The organism is Streptomyces sp. NPDC057136 (genome assembly GCF_042670885.1).
GTDB lineage: Bacteria > Actinomycetota > Actinomycetes > Streptomycetales > Streptomycetaceae > Streptomyces.
In genome coordinates, this window is the sequence record NZ_JBHUUV010000012.1 from 66,143 (window position 1) to 82,174 (window position 16,032).

13 protein-coding genes and 1 pseudogene are annotated in these 16,032 nt (G+C 69.6%); 12 read left to right on the forward strand and 2 right to left on the reverse strand.

The features are described from left to right. Positions 1-18 precede the first annotated feature (18 nt). Positions 19-111: a DUF6192 family protein gene (locus ACFT7S_RS17195; protein WP_382732401.1), complete on the reverse strand. Its 93-nt coding sequence runs from the start codon at positions 109-111 to the stop codon at positions 19-21. Between the two features lie 342 nt (positions 112-453). Between ACFT7S_RS17195 and ACFT7S_RS17200 the strand changes: the two genes are divergently transcribed. Beyond that, the gene (locus ACFT7S_RS17200) at positions 454-1,164 is read left to right on the forward strand and encodes a hypothetical protein (protein WP_382732403.1); all 711 of its coding nucleotides are present in this window, start codon (positions 454-456) and stop codon (positions 1,162-1,164) included. 549 nt (positions 1,165-1,713) lie between these two features. Here ACFT7S_RS17200 and ACFT7S_RS17205 read toward each other — a convergent pair. Beyond that, positions 1,714-2,889: a LuxR C-terminal-related transcriptional regulator gene (locus ACFT7S_RS17205; protein WP_382732405.1), complete on the reverse strand. Its 1,176-nt coding sequence runs from the start codon at positions 2,887-2,889 to the stop codon at positions 1,714-1,716. A gap of 191 nt (positions 2,890-3,080) precedes the next feature. On the opposite strand from ACFT7S_RS17205, the gene ACFT7S_RS17210 reads away from it, so the two are divergent. The 11 genes and pseudogenes from ACFT7S_RS17210 (at position 3,081) to ACFT7S_RS17260 (ending at position 15,399) form a co-directional block, all read left to right on the forward strand. Beyond that, positions 3,081-4,520, forward strand: coding sequence for an FAD/NAD(P)-binding protein (locus ACFT7S_RS17210; protein ID WP_382732407.1), 1,440 nt, complete (start codon positions 3,081-3,083; stop codon positions 4,518-4,520). 375 nt (positions 4,521-4,895) lie between these two features. Further along, positions 4,896-5,042, forward strand: coding sequence for a hypothetical protein (locus ACFT7S_RS17215; protein WP_382732408.1), 147 nt, complete (start codon positions 4,896-4,898; stop codon positions 5,040-5,042). A 37-nt stretch (positions 5,043-5,079) separates the two neighbouring features. Then, a complete protein-coding gene (locus ACFT7S_RS17220; protein ID WP_382732410.1) occupies positions 5,080-5,355 on the forward strand; it encodes a hypothetical protein in 276 nt (91 codons plus the stop codon). Positions 5,356-5,460: 105 nt separating this feature from the next. Continuing rightward, a complete protein-coding gene (locus tag ACFT7S_RS17225) occupies positions 5,461-7,809 on the forward strand; it encodes a GH92 family glycosyl hydrolase (protein WP_382732412.1) in 2,349 nt (782 codons plus the stop codon). A gap of 303 nt (positions 7,810-8,112) precedes the next feature. Next, complete coding sequence (locus ACFT7S_RS17230) at positions 8,113-8,520, forward strand: hypothetical protein (RefSeq protein WP_382732414.1); 408 nt, start codon at positions 8,113-8,115, stop codon at positions 8,518-8,520. Positions 8,521-8,645: 125 nt separating this feature from the next. Next, the gene (locus ACFT7S_RS17235; protein WP_382732416.1) at positions 8,646-9,368 is read left to right on the forward strand and encodes a response regulator transcription factor; all 723 of its coding nucleotides are present in this window, start codon (positions 8,646-8,648) and stop codon (positions 9,366-9,368) included. Beyond that, entirely contained in the window at positions 9,352-11,442 is a 2,091-nt protein-coding gene (locus tag ACFT7S_RS17240; RefSeq protein ID WP_382732417.1) for a sensor histidine kinase, read from the forward strand. Before ACFT7S_RS17235 ends, ACFT7S_RS17240 begins: the two co-directional genes overlap by 17 nt. 102 nt (positions 11,443-11,544) lie before the next feature. Continuing rightward, positions 11,545-11,892: a hypothetical protein gene (locus tag ACFT7S_RS17245; RefSeq protein WP_382732419.1), complete on the forward strand. Its 348-nt coding sequence runs from the start codon at positions 11,545-11,547 to the stop codon at positions 11,890-11,892. Positions 11,893-11,969: 77 nt separating this feature from the next. Next, positions 11,970-12,569, forward strand: a complete 600-nt coding sequence (locus ACFT7S_RS17250) for a sortase domain-bontaining protein (protein ID WP_382732420.1) — start codon at positions 11,970-11,972, stop codon at positions 12,567-12,569. Between the two features lie 199 nt (positions 12,570-12,768). Then, positions 12,769-13,125: pseudogene (locus ACFT7S_RS17255) on the forward strand (transposase); the annotation flags it as partial. Positions 13,126-13,647: 522 nt separating this feature from the next. Continuing rightward, positions 13,648-15,399, forward strand: a complete 1,752-nt coding sequence (locus ACFT7S_RS17260; protein WP_382732422.1) for a diguanylate cyclase domain-containing protein — start codon at positions 13,648-13,650, stop codon at positions 15,397-15,399. Positions 15,400-16,032: the final 633 nt, after the last annotated feature.

A 16,032-nucleotide genomic window follows, 5' to 3' on the forward strand; every position in this document is an offset into this window, starting at 1 on the left:
TTGCAGTCCGAGGCACGGCTACTCGTCTTTGAGGAAGTGTGCCAGCGGCTCGTCCAGGGTGAACTCACCGTTGTCGACCGCGGCTTCCAGCCAGTCGGCAGCAGCCCGCACCCGCGATGTCCCGGCAGATGGTCTCGCATTCGACGTCGGTGAACTCCCGGCCCGGGAATACGGCATGCCGCCGCCGGGCGGATCTGTGCAGCAGCTTCACAAGGGCTGCGCATGGCCTTCGATGGGTGCCGTTAGCGTTACTGTCCGCTCGATCCCGCGTTCGAACGTGAAGAATACGACGCCGGCGTCCCTGGCGGCGCAGCCAGCACAGAAAGATCGCAGATGGACTACTGCTCCTTTTGCCGCCGGAATCTCAATGGGGTTTTCGTGTGTCCGGGGTGCGGCGCATACGCTCCGGACATAGCCCCGCCTGCCCAACGCCTCCACGGCGAGGTCGCCACGATGGCAGCGACGCAGGAGACATGGCGCGCGGAGGAGGTCCCCGTTCCGGGATCCGACGCCGACATCCGTCGCTTCGATGCCGCGCCGAGCAGCAGTACGTCCAGGGGCGTTCCCGAAGGCGCCGACCCCGTCATGCAGGGCCGGGCGGCTCGGCGGCGGCAGCTGGCACGCTGGAAGAAGAACCGGCGCCGGGCCTTGGCCGCAACGGCCGTTGCCCTGGTCGGTGGCGGCCTGACCATTGCCGCGATGCCGACCACCAGGCCTTCCACCAGCCAGACGCATGCGGGCGCACCACCGGAGCGGTTGACCGCGGTTACGCCGCGGACGGCCACGGCCGACTCGTCGTCGGAGCAGCTGGACACCGCGGTTCCTCGGCATCCCGGCACGCGCACGTCCACGGCAGAATCCCGGCCACAGGACACCGCCGACGCCACGCCTCCCTCCGGGACGGCGAACCGGCAGCCGCAGTCCGCCGCCACGGCCCAGCCCTCCTCGCCCCCGCGCGTGGCGCCGCACTCCGCGCCCGAGCCGGCCGAGGAGACGTACGTCGACGACTCCGACGCTCCGGCGTCGGCACCCGAGACGACCGCGCCCGCCTCCACCGAACGTCCCGACGAGGGCACTTCGGCTGTGAACCCGCCGCCCGCAACACCACCGGTCGAGTCGGCACCGCCGAAGCAGGTGTGCGTCCTCATTCTCTGCATCGGCTGAATCGGCTGGGCTCGTCGGCGCCGTATACCGTCGGTGCCGTATACCGCCGGTGCCCCCAGCCTGCCGTCGGTGACCCCTTGCGCTGCCGGGCTTCGCGCCCTACGGTCCCATCGGCGCACGCAATGCACATCGGGGACATCTTCATGCAGACCATCGATTCGTCCGCGAATCCGTGCACCGCCGACATCAGAAGCACCGGCCGGGATGTCCGCGTCCTGCGATGCGTGGCCTGCGAGTTCGGCCTCACCGGACTGTTGCTCTGACTTGTCGTCACCGCTGTGTGGTGGCTGTTCGCGCCCGCGGGCCCGTGGCCATCGGGAATCCCGCGGTCGTACTGGGCGTGTTCGTCGGTGTGTTGCTGACCTCGATCATCCTCCTGGGGGGCCGTCGCCCGCCAGGCCCCGGTCGACTACGCGGCCGTGGGGCCGCACCTGCCTGGATCGCTGCCGCTGTGTTCGCGGCGGAGGCCGGAGCCCTTCGTCGCCGTGAGGCTCATGCTCATCGCCTCCTCGACCGCCCGTCACGCCTCCCGTTGCGAGAGTTGACCACTTACGAAGCTCGGACATCTGGTCTGCGTCGGCGCGGTCCACTTGCTTGGGGAACCGGGGCTGTCTTCGGGACCGCAGGCCGGTAGTGCTCGGCGAACAGCCGCGCAACGAGTTCGCCTCGGCTGGAGACCTCCGTCTTGCCGAAGACGGTCTTGACATGGTCGCGCACGGTGTGCGGGGAGATGAACAGCGTCGCGGCGATCTCGGTGGTGGGCAGCCCGCGCGTGATGAGTTGGGTGATCTCCAGCTCGCGCGGGGTGAGGCCGTACGCCTCGGCGATGAGGACCGCCCGGTCGGCGGCGGCCGCCGGCTCGATGACGAGCGCCACGGGACCGGGTCGCCCAGCGGGGCCGCTGAGACAGGAGGCGTGGCAGGTCAACCAGCGGCCGCCAACGGTTCGGATGCGCACCCTCGCGCGGTCTGCCCGGTCGCGGCCCCGGGCGATCGCCTGGGCCTGCAGCGCGGTGGCGACCACCCAGATCGGCAGCCTCAGGCCCAACTGCGAGGGGATGGAGGGGCCTTCAGGGAGCTGCGAGAGATGCTGTCGCGCCTCCTCGTTGATCGACGTCGGCTCGCCGGAGGGATCGAAGAGCACCAGTCCGGGCGCGGGTGCGTCGGTTCCGCCGGCGGACGCGGACGGGCGGGCGAACCGGCGCAGCCGCGAGGCCAGCGGACCGGACAGACCGGCGAGCAGCGTGGTCTCGGCCGGGCCGAACGGGGCGCCACCGCGCATACGGAACAGGCTCACCACGGCCCATGGCCGGTAGCCGACCCGCAGCACGGCCCGTAGCTCGTCGTCCACGCCCTGGCTTCCGAGCAGTCGGCGGAAGCGCGCGCTGCGCGCGGGCAGGTCGCCAGTGGCCGCGCGCAGACCGGCCGCGGGGACGGTGGCGCGGGCAAGGTCCCGAAACGGGAGGACGTTCTCCTCAAGGAGCTCGCTTTCCCAGTATTCGGCGCAGCCTTCGCCGGAGCCGAGATTCTCCACCAGCATCGGCGCGGTGATGAGACCGGTCTCCGGGTCGGTGGCCGCCCATACGGCCGAGTCGAACGGCATGAGCCGTCGCAGCTCGGCGGACGTCCGGCTGAAGAATTCGCGTGTGTCGGTGGCCCGCTCCGCACCCGACAGCACCTTGGCGTGACCTGACAGCACCTCGGCGTGGCGGCGCGCATCGGACATGGAGATCCCTCCCGTGGTCTGGATGCAGGCCAGCCTGCCCGCCCTACTGCCCTGCGCCAACCCCCCGTTTGTGGGGGGGGGCATCCCGGCCGGTCACCGCTCGCAGGGGATGGGGCTCGGCACTGGCGGCGTCGAGGCTCAAAGGGGCCGCGGCTCCTTTCGGCGGCGGCCCGGAACGTGAAGGGAAGAACATGGACATCGCAATCGTCGGAGCGGGTGCTGCCGCGGTCGGCCTGCTGGACACGCTGGCGGCCACCGCCGACAGCCCCGGGGCCATCACAGTGTTCGAGCCGTCCCCGCATCTTTGGCGAGGCCGCCCGTACGGCCCCGACCTGGACACGGTGCTGGTCAACGCACCACCCGCCATCATGTCGATCCGCCACCTGGACTCCGGGCACTACGCGGCCTGGCTGGGCACGCGTGGCACCGCCCACCTCGACGGACGGCTGGGACAGCCGGTGGTTCCGCGCGCGCTCTACGGTGAGTACCTGGCACACACCGCCGAGACGGCATTGGCCACCCTGCGCGAAGACGGCTGGAAGGTGCGCATCGTCACCGCCCGCGTCACCGAGGTGACCCGGTCCGGTGCCACCTTGTCGCTCCGCACCGAGGACGGACATGGGCATGAGGCCGACCACGTGGCCCTGTGCGTGGGCGGGGGAACGCCGCAAGACCACTACGGTCTCGCCGGCGCCCCCGGTTTCGTGGACGATCCGTACCCGCTGGCACGCACACTCGACCGGGTCCCGCCCGGCAGCAACATCGCGGTCATCGGTAGCGGCCTGACCGCGGTCGACGTCGTCGTGTCGCTCGCCGCGCGCGGGCACACCGGGCCGATCATGCTGCTGTCCCGCAGCGGTGTGCTGCCCCACGTCTGGCAGCGCCCGGTCGGCCACCGGCCGCAGCACGTGACCGCCGAGCGGGTGGCGGCGCTGCACCGGCAGCACGGTGTCGTCACCCTCGAGGACCTCATCGGGCTGATGCGCGCCGAACTGGCGGAGACGGGAGAGGACTTCGAAGCCTTGGTGGCCGAACTGCTGGCGTCCGCGACTGAAGATCCGGTCGGGCGCTTGCGGGCGCAACTGGCCGCTGTGGACGACTCCAGGATTGGCCGCCGGGTCCTCCAGGAGACAGCGCACAGCGTTGGCCCGTACGCGTGGCGGCTGCTGCCCGAGCCCGACCGCCTGCGGCTCGGGCGTCACTTCCGCATGGCGACGAGCGTGGCCTCACCGATGGTCCCCGTGAACGCCGCCACCATGATGCGGCGGTTGGACTCCGGGCAACTCACTGTCGCCGCGGGCGTCCGCAGGATCGAGGTTGTGGACGGGGTGTTCCGGGTGCACGGCGACGACGGCGAACGCACTTTTGACGTCGTCGTCAACGCCGTGAATCCGCCACCGCGGGCGATCCCTCGGGTGGCCGGTCAGTTGGTCACGGCCCTGCTCGCCGACGGCGCGGCCGAGCTGCACCCAGCCGGTGGGCTGGTACCGGCTGACCCGCGTCTGCACGTGGTGGGAGACCTCGCCGGGGGCGGTCCGTTCATTACGTCAAGCATTGCGGGCATAGCGGCCCAAGCGGCACGGGCTGCGCAGGTGATCGTCGCCGCTCAGGACGCAGCGCGGGTTATCTGACCTGGACGCTGAGTCAGGTCTCCTCGTTGGTCGGCGGCGCCCACCCCGACAGATCGGAATGCAGGATTCCGATTCCTGTGGGTGTGCGGAGAGTGGTGGGTAGACAGCGGCGCGCTGATCCGATCGAGTGCGACCCTGAACCGCCCTCTTCCTGACGCTGCGCATGCTGATCGACGAGGCCAGGACGGTCCCCCCTACCTGAGCGTGCACGGCGGGGGCCCCGGACCGAAGTCCGGGGCCCCTGTCCTCCGGGCGGACGGCGACCGACGTGGTCCGCGAGCCGGGCGTCAGCATTGAGGGTCTGCGCGGCTGGGTGAAAGCCGACCGGGGTGAGGGGCCCGCGGGTGCGCCGGCCACGGCGGAGCGGGGAGGCAGTTGCGTGAGCGGGACCGTGAACAGCAGCAGACCATCGAGTTCACCCTCGCCTTCTTCGCGAAGGAGATGAAGTGCGACGACGAACTGGCCGTGGAGATACAGCAGATCCATGCCGACTCCCGGGGTGCTTACGGGGCCTGCGGGTGACCGTGCAGCCGCGGCGCGCGAAGTGATCGGGTATGCGATGGCCCGTCCAGGACCTTCAGTACGGCTACGACCAGGTCGGCAACGTTACGTCGGCGCCCATGTGGCCGACTACGGCTGGCTGGGCGCGACCTGTGACGGGGGCACCTCAGGAGCCGTGGGACTGAAAAAGGCCATAGAGGCTCTGGAGGCATCGGTGGGAGGAGTTGGAGTCTTCTGCTTCACCGCCCATTTGTGCAGTGTCGGCCGGCAGGGTGAGCCGGTCTCGGCCCGCATAGCGCGGTCGGCGGGACAAGGGCCCGCCCCCAGGGATTGATCGGCTGCGTCCCGCCCTGACTCTTGACGAGTACACGTATACCGGCCAAGAATGATCGCGCAGTGAGAGATGACAACGTTGTCTAATCCGAGAGGCGTTCTTTCCATGAGATGGACCCATTGGATTCGGGGTGCGGGGACGGCAGCCGCCACGGCCGCGATGCTCGGCGCCGCCGTTGCCGCACCCGCCGCGGCGGACGGCGGAAAGCACGCCGAGCGCAGCCCGCTCACCGATCTCGTCAACCCGTTCATCGGGACGGAGAACGAGGGCAACACCTACCCGGGCGCCGCGGTGCCATTCGGTATGGTGCAGCTCTCACCGGACACCGGTCACAACACGGGGTACGACTACTCGGAGACCCACATCAGGGGCTTCTCCACCGTCCACATCTCCGGTGTCGGCTGCGGACTCGGCGGTGATCTCCCGGTGCTGCCGACCACCGGCGACGTCACCTCGACGGACAACGCCACGTACGCGGCCGAGTTCAGCCACGACGACGAGAAGGCGGGCCCCGGCACGTACGAGGTCGGTCTCAAGTCCGGCATCAAGGCCGAGTTGAGTGCCACCGAGCGCACCGGCGTGCAGCGGTATACCTTTCCCGCCACCGACAAGGCCAACGTCCTCATCAATGCGGGCCAGTCGCTGCACAGGACGCTGAACACCGAGGTCGAGATCCTCGACGACCGCACCGTGCGCACGGCCATCACCGGCAGCGGCTTCTGCCAGGACACCAAGCCGTACACGGTGTACACGATCACCCGCTTCGACCGGCCCTTCACCACGTCCGGTACGTGGAAGGGTGACACGGTCGCCGAGGGCTCGACGGTCTCGTCCGCCGGCGGTGAGCGCAACGGCGCCTTCGTGCGCTTCGACACCTCGAAGGACCGTACCGTCGAGGCGACCACCGCGATCTCGTACGTGGATGCCAGGGGTGCTGCCCTCAACCTCCGTGCCGAGGGCGGTCGTTCGTACGACTGTGTGGCGCGCGCCGCGCAGGCGGCGTGGGAGGACCGCCTCGACGACGTCCAGGCGAAGGGCGGCAGCGAGACCCTCCGCCGGACCTTCTACTCGTCCCTCTACCGCTCGTTCCTCGCGCCCAACATCGGCAGCGACGTCGACGGCCGCTACACCGGCTGGGACCAGAAGATCCACCGGGCCGAGGGTTTCACCTACTACCAGAACTGGTCGCTCTGGGACACCTATCGCACCCAGGCCCAGCTGCTGTCGCTGCTGGCACCCAGTGAGTCCCGTGACATGGCGATCTCCGTCCTCAAGATCGACGAGGACAGCGGCTGGCTCCCCAAGTGGGGCTACGGCACGGTCGAGACGAACATCATGACTGGTGACCCGGTCACGCCGTTCCTCACCAATGCCTACCAGCAGGGTCTGCTCAAGGGGTATGAGGAGCAGGCGTACCAGGCTCTGAAGAAGAACGCCGACGGCGTACCCCCGGCCGACTCCGCACCCGTGGGACGTGAGGCGAACAAGGAGTACCTCGCCGACGGCTTCGTGCCCTACATCAAGGGCCGGGCCCATGTGAAGCCGGGTGACTCCGACTACGACCACGGCGCATCCGCCACCCTTGAGTACGCGCTGTCCGACGCGATGCTCGGACAGATGGCGAAGGAGCTGGGGCACGAGGACGCCGCCGCCCGGTACGCGGCGCGCGCCCAGAACTACCGGAAGATCTTCGACAGTTCGACCGGCTTCTTCCGTGCCCGGGACGCGTCCGGCGCGTTCACCGGCCCCGTGGACCCCGCCCAGAGCGAGGGCTTCCACGAGGGCACGTCCTGGCAGTACCAGTGGCTCGTCCCGCAGGACCTGCCCGGCATGGTCTCCCTGATCGGCGGAACCGGCTCTGCGAACGCGCGCCTCGATTCGTTCTTCGCTTACGAGCAGCTGCTCAAGGACCCGGCCAAGACCGCCCGTGAGGTCTGGGTGAACGGGCCGTACGCCTACTACAACGCGGACAAGTACAACCCGCAGAACGAGCCCGACCTGATCGCTCCGTACACCTACCTCTCCACCGGTCAGCCGTGGAAGACGACCGACGTGGTGCACGCCGCGCTCACGCTCTTCACGGACACCCCCACCGGCATGACCGGCAACGACGACCTTGGCACCATGTCCGCCTGGAACGTCCTGTCGTCGATCGGGATCTTCCCGGTCCAGCCGGGCACGGACACGTGGGGCCTGTCCACGCCCGTCTTCGAGCGGGTCGACCTCACCCTCGACCGGCGTTACTACCCCAAGGGCCGGCTGACCGTGAAGGCTCCCGGTACGTCGGACTCGGCGCGGTACATCCAGTCCGCGCGGACCGACGGCGCCGCATACGGGAAGACCTACGTCACCACCGAGGACATCCGCGGCACACGCGACATCTCCTTCGAGGTCGGTACCACGCCCTCCCGTTGGGGCACCTCGGCGGAGGCGGCACCGCCCGCACTGAAGTGACGCGCTGAGCCGGCCCCCGGCCCCACACAGGACCCGCCCCTCGTCGGGGGCGGGTCCTCGCGCTTTCCGGACGTGGTCACGGTCTCCGACGTGAGAGGAACGGCCTCTCTGCAGGAACAGGCCCTCGAGGCGCGCTCCGCCGAGGTGTGAAACCCCTCCGAGTCACCGGCGCCTGGCCTCCGTACCGGTCCTCGAGGAGCGATGACACACCCATCATGACAGGTCAGACGGCATTTTCGTAGGACGAACAGCACGCTCGCGAAGCCTTGTTGGGGCTCGGCGGTATCTCCCAGAATCGCCGTCATGAATCACTGCGAGAACGTCGATCACGACGCCGTACTGAGAGCACGCACCCTGTTGCTCGGATCCGGCACGATCAACATCCACGAGGAGATCGACGCCTATCGAGTGCTCGCCGGGGTGAGTCCGGTGGTGCATCTGCCGCGCCTGGCCCGCGCGCTTGTGAAGTTCGGCACGTCGGAGCCCCGGAACCCGGCGACCCGCTTGCCCGTCCTGACCGAGGCTGCTGCCGCGGCCCGGCGGATGGACGAGGCCGAGCCGAAGCGGGCGGCACTGCTGGGGGAGGTGCTGGAGGCATGCAGGGAGGAACTGCTCACTCTGGGGCGGAATGAGGATGCGCGCGTCGTGAGTGAGGAGCTGGCCCGGTTGGTCCCCGGCGGGGAAGGGACACCTGCGGGCCGGGCCGCCTGAGGCAGGTTACCGGTGGGGCAGCCCGGCGCCGAGCCGGCTGCCCCACCGGAGGGCTCCGGCTCACCGGCCTCACGCGTGGTGGCTCGGCGGAAGGCCGCGGTACGGGCTCCTCTACGATCACCCCTGTGTGCGCAAACGTGATAGTCGCCGAAGACGACGCGAAACAGGCCGAGCTGGTACGCCGCTACCTCGAACACGAAGGGCATGCGGTCACGGTGGTGTCCGACGGACTCTCCGCACTGGAACAGGCCCGGCAGGGGGCGCCCGACCTGCTCGTTCTCGACGTCATGATGCCCCGCGCCGACGGACTGGACGTGCTCCGCGTACTCCGGGCAGAGCAACGCGAACTGGCGGTCCTCATGCTGACCGCACGGGCCACGGAGGACGACCTGCTGCTCGGGCTCGACCTGGGGGCGGACGACTACATGACCAAGCCCTACAGCCCGCGGGAACTCATGGCACGCGTGCGCACGCTCCTGCGGCGGACCCGGCGGGACGGGGACCGGGCAGAGGGCGACGTGCTGAGGGTGGGAACACTCATGGTTGATCCCGTGCGCCACGAAGTGACCGTGGACGGCGCGGGAGTCGAGTGCACGCCGGGTGAGTTCCGGCTCCTGGCGGCCATGGCCGCCGAGCCCGAGCGCGTCTTCACCCGCGAGCAACTGCTCGCCGAACTGCACGGCTTCGACCGGTACATCAGCAGCCGTACGGTCGATGTGCACATCATGAACCTCCGCAAGAAGCTCGAGCGCGCGCCCCGCAGACCGGTCCGGCTGCTCACCGTCTTCGGGGTGGGATACAAACTCATGGATCCGCTGAAGAGGGCCGCGCGTGCTTCGGCGCGCTGAGCGCGGAGGGCAGCGGCTGCGTCTGCCGCTGCGCAAGAGCCTGCTCGGCCGGCTGCTGGCCGTGTCGGTGCTCGTGGCGGCGTGTTCCGTCGCCGCAACCGCATGGCTGGCCGTCCAGACCACGTCCGGTGCGATCGAACAGGAGCAGGGCCGCAACCTGGCCGCCGACACCCGGATCCTCGACGCCCTGCTCGCCTACGCGGCCGAACACCCCACCTGGGACGGGGTAGAAGCCACCGTGGACGAGCTGGCCGAGTCGGCCGATCGGCGGATCACACTGACGACGCGGAGCCGGGAGACCGTCGCCGACTCCGCCGGTTCCTCTCCGCCCCCACCGGCTCTTCCGGCCCAGGCGTCCGCCGTCGTGGATCCGCTGTCCGTGACAGCCGTGTCGTCCGGAACCGCGAACGGGAGCGTGAACGGATCAGGAGACGGGAGTGCGAACGGGGCAGGCAGGGGGTCCGGTTCGGTGTCCGTGACGGTCGGCTCACCCGGTGCGGACGGGGAGCAGCGCTCCGCCGACGACCGGATCGACCCGCGGGCCGTAGGCCCGTTCAGACTGCCCCAGGCCGAACGCACGTCGTTGAGGCGTACCGCCGAGGCCGCCGTGCAGTGCCTCAGCCGGTCAGGGATCGCCTCGGACGTCGTCGAGGCCCCGAGCGGGCGCCCCCGCATCCAGGTCGTCGGCAACGATCCTGACCGTCTGCGGAGCAGTCGGTGCCCGACGGACGCGCTGGACAGCCCCACCGGGACCGAGAAGAGGGCGCTGAGCACACTGAACGAGCTCGTCGACGCTTGTCTGGAGCGGCAGGGCCGCGAAGGCGTACGGCTGGACCTCGACCTCTCGTGGAACAGCTCCGCGGAGCCCCTTCCCACGGCCGTCGCCGAAGGGCCGACACCTGTGCCGGGCGTCAGCGTTCCCGGGTCTCCCACGCCGACGCCGTACGCCACCCCCTCGCCCCTGGACAGCGAGAACGACCGCGACATCGCCTCGTGCGTCGGCATCGCCCGTCAGGAGCAGCTCAGTTCATACGTCGCCTCACCCGCGCTGCTGTTCATCACCGACCCGGGCGGAGGTGCCGTCCCCGGCTTCGAACTGTCCGCGGCGAACACAGTGAAGATCATCGGCGCCGCGGCGCTGGTCCTCGCGCTCACCGTGGGCGCCTCGGTCCTCGCCGGAGTCCGTCTCGTACGGCCGCTGCACGCGCTCACGGGAGCGGCTCAGCGCATGCGGGACGGCGAGGACCCGTCGCAGGTGGTGGTCGCGGGTGACAACGAGATCGGCCGGCTGGCCGCCGCTTTCAACGACATGTCGGCACACCGTGCCCGACTGGAGGAACAGCGCAAGGTGATGGTCAGCGATGTCGCGCACGAACTGCGCACCCCGCTGAGCAACATACGGGGGTGGCTGGAGGGGGCACAGGACGGCATCGCCGAGGCGGACGCGACGTTCGTCTCCTCGCTCCTGGAGGAGGCGGTCCAGTTGCAGCACATCATCGACGACCTCCAGGACCTGTCGGCGGCCGATGCCGGTGCCCTGCGACTGCACCCCGAGCCGGTGCGGATCGAAGAGCTGCTCGCCCAGGTCGCGTCGGCCCACCAGGCAGGGGCCGAGGCCGCCGGGGTCGGCCTCACCGTGGCCCTCACGGCGGGGCGCGAGCCGGTCCCCGCGCTCGACGCCGACCCGGTCAGGCTGCGCCAGGCGGTAGGCAACCTGGTGTCCAACGCCGTACGCCACACCCCGCCCGGAGGGCAAGTGACGCTGCGCGCGTATGTGACGGCGCCCGGGGACGCGGGCGATGGGGCTGCAGACGAAACGGTGGTGGTGGAGGTCGCTGACACCGGCAGCGGCATCGAACCCGAGGACCTGCCGTACGTCTTCGACCGGTTCTGGCGTGCCGAGAAGTCACGCAGCCGCCGGACCGGGGGCAGCGGTCTCGGGCTGGCCATTGTCCGCAAACTGGCGGAGGCGCACGGAGGGACGACCGGCGTGGCAAGCACGGTGGGCCAGGGGTCGGTATTCACCCTGCGGCTTCCGTCGGCCGGCCCTGATCCGATGGAAACGGCGGTCTGACAGCTTCCTCACAACTTCACTCCAGTCTGGGACGAGCCGGCGCCGCCCGACGCGCATCCGAGCGCGGGCACCACCCATGCCGAGCTGGAATCGGAGTTCTTCATGTCCCTTCGAACGACCCTGCGCACCGCGGTCCTCACCGCCGTCGCCGCCGGCGCGGTCCTCCTCCCGACCGCCGCGGCCGTCGCCGACGGCACTCCCACGCCGGTGCCCTCGGCGAGCGTCGCCACCCCCAGCCCCACTTCCGAGGGCACCGACCCCTCCCCGACGCCGACTCCCGCACTGGCGGAGCCGGGCACGATGCCGCGGGGCGGCGTCGACGCGGGGGAGCGTCCCGTCCAAGGCGCCCACGACACCACGCTGTACGGCTCGGCCGCGGGCGCGGTGCTGCTCGCGGGTGCCTGTGCCCTCGTGCTGCGTAGCCGGTCCGCCGCTCAGCGCAACGGCTGATCCCGCACAGTGGCGCCGCTCCCCGTGGGGGGCGGCGCCACCCCTTTTCCCTCGCTCACCACTGCACCGGAGTGCACATGCCCCTCATACCGAACTCGTTCTGGCGGGCAGTCGCGTCCGCCACGGCAGTCGGCCTGCTGCTCGCCCCCGTCACGGGGTGCGGAACGGCGGACGTCCCCGAGGCATCCGCCCGGACGGCCTCACACGCACCCCGGTCCCCGGAAGCGCCCAAGGCGCCTGCGCCGATCCGGCTGACGGTACCGTCGCTCGGCATCGACAGCGCGCTGCTGCGGCTGGGACTCAACGAGGACGGCACGGTCGAGGTTCCGCCGGCCGAGGAGGGCATGACGGCGGGCTGGTACGCGGGCGGGGCCGTTCCCGGTGAACAGGGTGCTGCCGTGCTCATCGGTCACAACGACACCCGCTTCGGCAAGGCCGTCTTCCACGACCTCCGCTCGATCGCCGAAGGCGCGGAGATCGTGGTGTCCGACGGGGCGGGCGGCGAGTCCCATTTCGCGGTCACCGGCACAGAGACCGTGGACAAGAACGCTTTCCCCACGGAGAAGGTGTACGGGGCGACCGGTGAGCGCGTGCTCCGTCTGGTCACGTGCGACGGAGCGTTCGACGCCGACGGCCACCCCGTCGACAACCTCATCGTGTACGCGACGCTTCGCTGACCCTGTCCGTATGGGCGCGAGCCGCCCGGGTGAGCTTCTCCACGTCGGTCGGCGGACCGTGGCGCCGCGGTCGCCGAACAGAGGCCGGGCGGGGCGTGCTTAAGGACTAGTACTGCAACCGCAGCTGCCGTGACAGGTGCTGGATTGGCTCGTTGTGGTGACTGTGCGATGAATCGTTGACGGTTGAGCAGGTCGAGTCGTGGTCCGAGGGGATAGCCGGTTCCATGCCCGGTTCGCCCACCGTTTCGGCCGGTCGGAGCCCCGGGAGCGGGCGTCGGACTACCTGAACGGGTTGCTCGCGCCGCTTGAGAAGAAGAACGGGTGGACGCTGTCGGAGCAGGTCGGGCAGTTGCGTCCCGACGGCGTCCAGCGGCAGTACACCGGCACAGCTGGCCGCACGGAGAACAGCCAGATCGGAACATTCCTGGCCTACGCCTCCGCCAGGGGGCGGGCGTTGATCGACCGCGAGCTCTACATCCCCGTCTCTTGGACTGGTCAACGGACGCGCGGCAGGGCGAGGGGCGCAGGGCAGTGTGACGCGACAGGCACACGGCCAGAACCGACAACAGATGACAAGGCGATCGGCCCACCAACTCCCTGACCACAGCCTTGACTTGGCTGGCCAGGATAGGGAGGCAACCCCGAAAACGCCACGTCCAAAAGCTCGTCGGCATCCCGCATGTGATGTCAACGAAGCCGACCCCACATTCCGTCACCACCGAAATTGGACAGAGCCGCTAAAGAGACGGGCTCCAGCGGCTGCCCCTTATGCCCTTGAATGCCCTGCCGAATCTGATGCGGTACTCACCGGTTCAGGTGAACGGAACCAGCCGTTAGGGATATCGGACAAGTGCGACAGGCATGCTGGGATCGTTCACAGACGTGCACCGGCCTTCGGGCCGACGGGCCGGTGAGGTGACTGGGGTTGCGGGGTCGGGGCAGTCGTGCTCAGGGGAGTTCAGCATGGACGGGCCATGGTTGGCTGCTGTACGTAGTGGGCGTTGCATCAGTGGCGCTGGCCGGCTGCGCGGTTGGTGGGCTTGCGGGATGGCCGACGGATGCAACGCTGAGAGTGCCTGTGAGCGCGCTTGCCGCCCAGGGGGTGCTGGCGTTGTCCCTGTTCACGCGTGCTCGGCTGGCCTCGGGGCGGGTGAGGCTTCGCCTTGTGTTGCTGGGTGCCTCGGCGGTCGGCGACGGGGTGCGCGAGCTGGCCGCAGATCTGTCCGGGATGACGGCGGGGTCGGCGGGCGGTGGCACGCATGCGCTGTCCGTCCTACTGGTCGTGGCAGGGCTGGCGATCGCGCCGGGCATGGCAGTGGCCGGGCTGGCGATCGCGGCCGACGGCGGGGGGCCGATGCGGCTGCGGGGCCTGCTGGACGGGTGGATGATCGCCGGATCCCTCTTCACGCTGGGCTGGACGGTCGTACTGCGGCGGGCCGAAGCGGGCGACCGCCTGACGGCAGGAGTGTCGGTGGCCGGCTCTACGGTCGTTCAGATCCTGGTGCTGGGTCTGCTCGCGGGCCTGTGGTTCGCCGTGCGCCGGGAGGAGCGCGCCACGGTTACTGTCGCCGCGGCCGGGCTCGCGATCGTACTGACCGGCGACATGCTGTACCTGTGGTCGGCCGGGCCAGGTGTGTGGTGGACATGTTCTGGGGCTTTGGAATGCCGCACCGTGGGCCTGCTCATCGTCGCTGCGGCACCGTGGATGCGCGGAGGCGGCAGCCTTCTGCGAGAGGGCCGCAGCGAACCAAGTGTGCGAGAGACGGTCGCGGCGCTCATCCCGCTCGTCGTCTGCGTGGCAGGCGTGACCATCCAGGCGCTGACCTGGCAGCGTCTGGATATCGCCACGCTCGCCGTCAGTGGCTCCGTGTTCGTCGCTCTGGGCGTTCGCCAGGCCGCCGTACAGGCGGACAACCAGCGCCTGAACGGAGAGATCGCCGCCCGTGAGAGCTACTTCCGGTTACTGGTACAGGGCTCGAGTGACATCATCATGATCGCCGGGCCGGACGGTGTCCTGCGCTACATCAGTCCGGCCGTGCACCTGGTCCTGGGATACCCGCCCGAGGATCTGCTGGGCTCCTCGCTCCCCCTTCTCGTCCACCCCGACGACCGGATGCCGTTGATCCGCATCATTGGGAGGCCGCAGGTCCCCAGCACGCCCGTGGAACGTGCTGTGGAGCATGTCTCTTACCGCCTGCTGGCGGCGGACGGACAGTGGCGGCACATCGAGTCCGCAGTCAGCTGCCATTGTGAGGGAGCCGTTCTCAGCAGCCGGGATGTGAGCGAGCGGGCGGCGCAGCAGGCCAGGCTGGAACACCTTGCCTTCCACGATGCGCTGACCGGGTTGCCCAACCGTGCTCTGTTCAGCGACCGGGTCCGCCATGCACTGAGGATGCGTTCAGCTGCAACCGACCCGCCGGCGGTGCTCTTCATGGACCTGGACGGTTTCAAAGCGGTCAACGACTCGGCAGGGCATGCGGCAGGCGATGAGCTGCTGGTGCAGGCAGCGGGACGGCTGCGCGGCGGGGTGCGGGCGGGGGACACCGTTGCCCGGCTCGGTGGGGACGAGTTCGCCGCGCTGCTGACGGGAGGAGCCGGATGCGAGGGGCGCGCACGGGAGGTCGCCGAGCGGCTCCTGCTCACCTTGTCCCAGCCCTACGGCGTCGGCGGAAGCCAGGTCACGGTCGCCGCCTCGATCGGCATGGCCGTCGCAGTGGGGGACACCAACGCGGACGAGTTGATGCGTAACGCCGACCTCGCTATGTACAGAGCCAAGGCAGCCGGAAAGGGCCGCATCCGGGCCTACGAAGAAGCCAGCGGGTTCCGGTGAGCCGTCCGGACAGCAACGGCTGCTGAAGCTGGACGCCTGGAAACCGCAATCCACCAGCCCGAGGCTATCGCCGTCTACCCCCTCGTCGGCTACACACCGATCCGCAGCTTCCGGTCCTACCAGCGCCAGGGAGCTCAGCTGCTTGCCATGGGAAGCAGCTCTCTCCTCATGCCCCATGGTCATGACACGGGCGGCCGCGGTCCGCCTGCCGACCGGATGCAGCAAGCTGGAAGATCGTTTCGGGTCAAAGAATCGAGCAGGTACCAAAGGTGACGAAGAATCACATACGGCACCCGACAACGGATTCCGCGGCCGGCCCGCTCCCCCTCGCGGCGGGAGGCGGCCGCTGAACCGGCGTGTCACTACCAACGCCGAGGCCACACACCCCAGATGCGGTTGCAGTACTAGGCATCAGGGGCCAGCGCCTCCGGCCCCTCGGTGTGCCCGTTCCAGAATGATGCCGTGGCCGAGAAGCAGCAGGGAAACGGCTCCCGGCCAGCTGACTCCCGTGTCGCTTGGAGCGTATTCGGGCCGGCCTGGACGACGATCCGGCCGCGACTATCGGGTCGTGCCAGGAACTCGTTGAAAGTCGCGAGATGGCGTGGCCCGTGGGTTCTCTTCATGATCCATCTA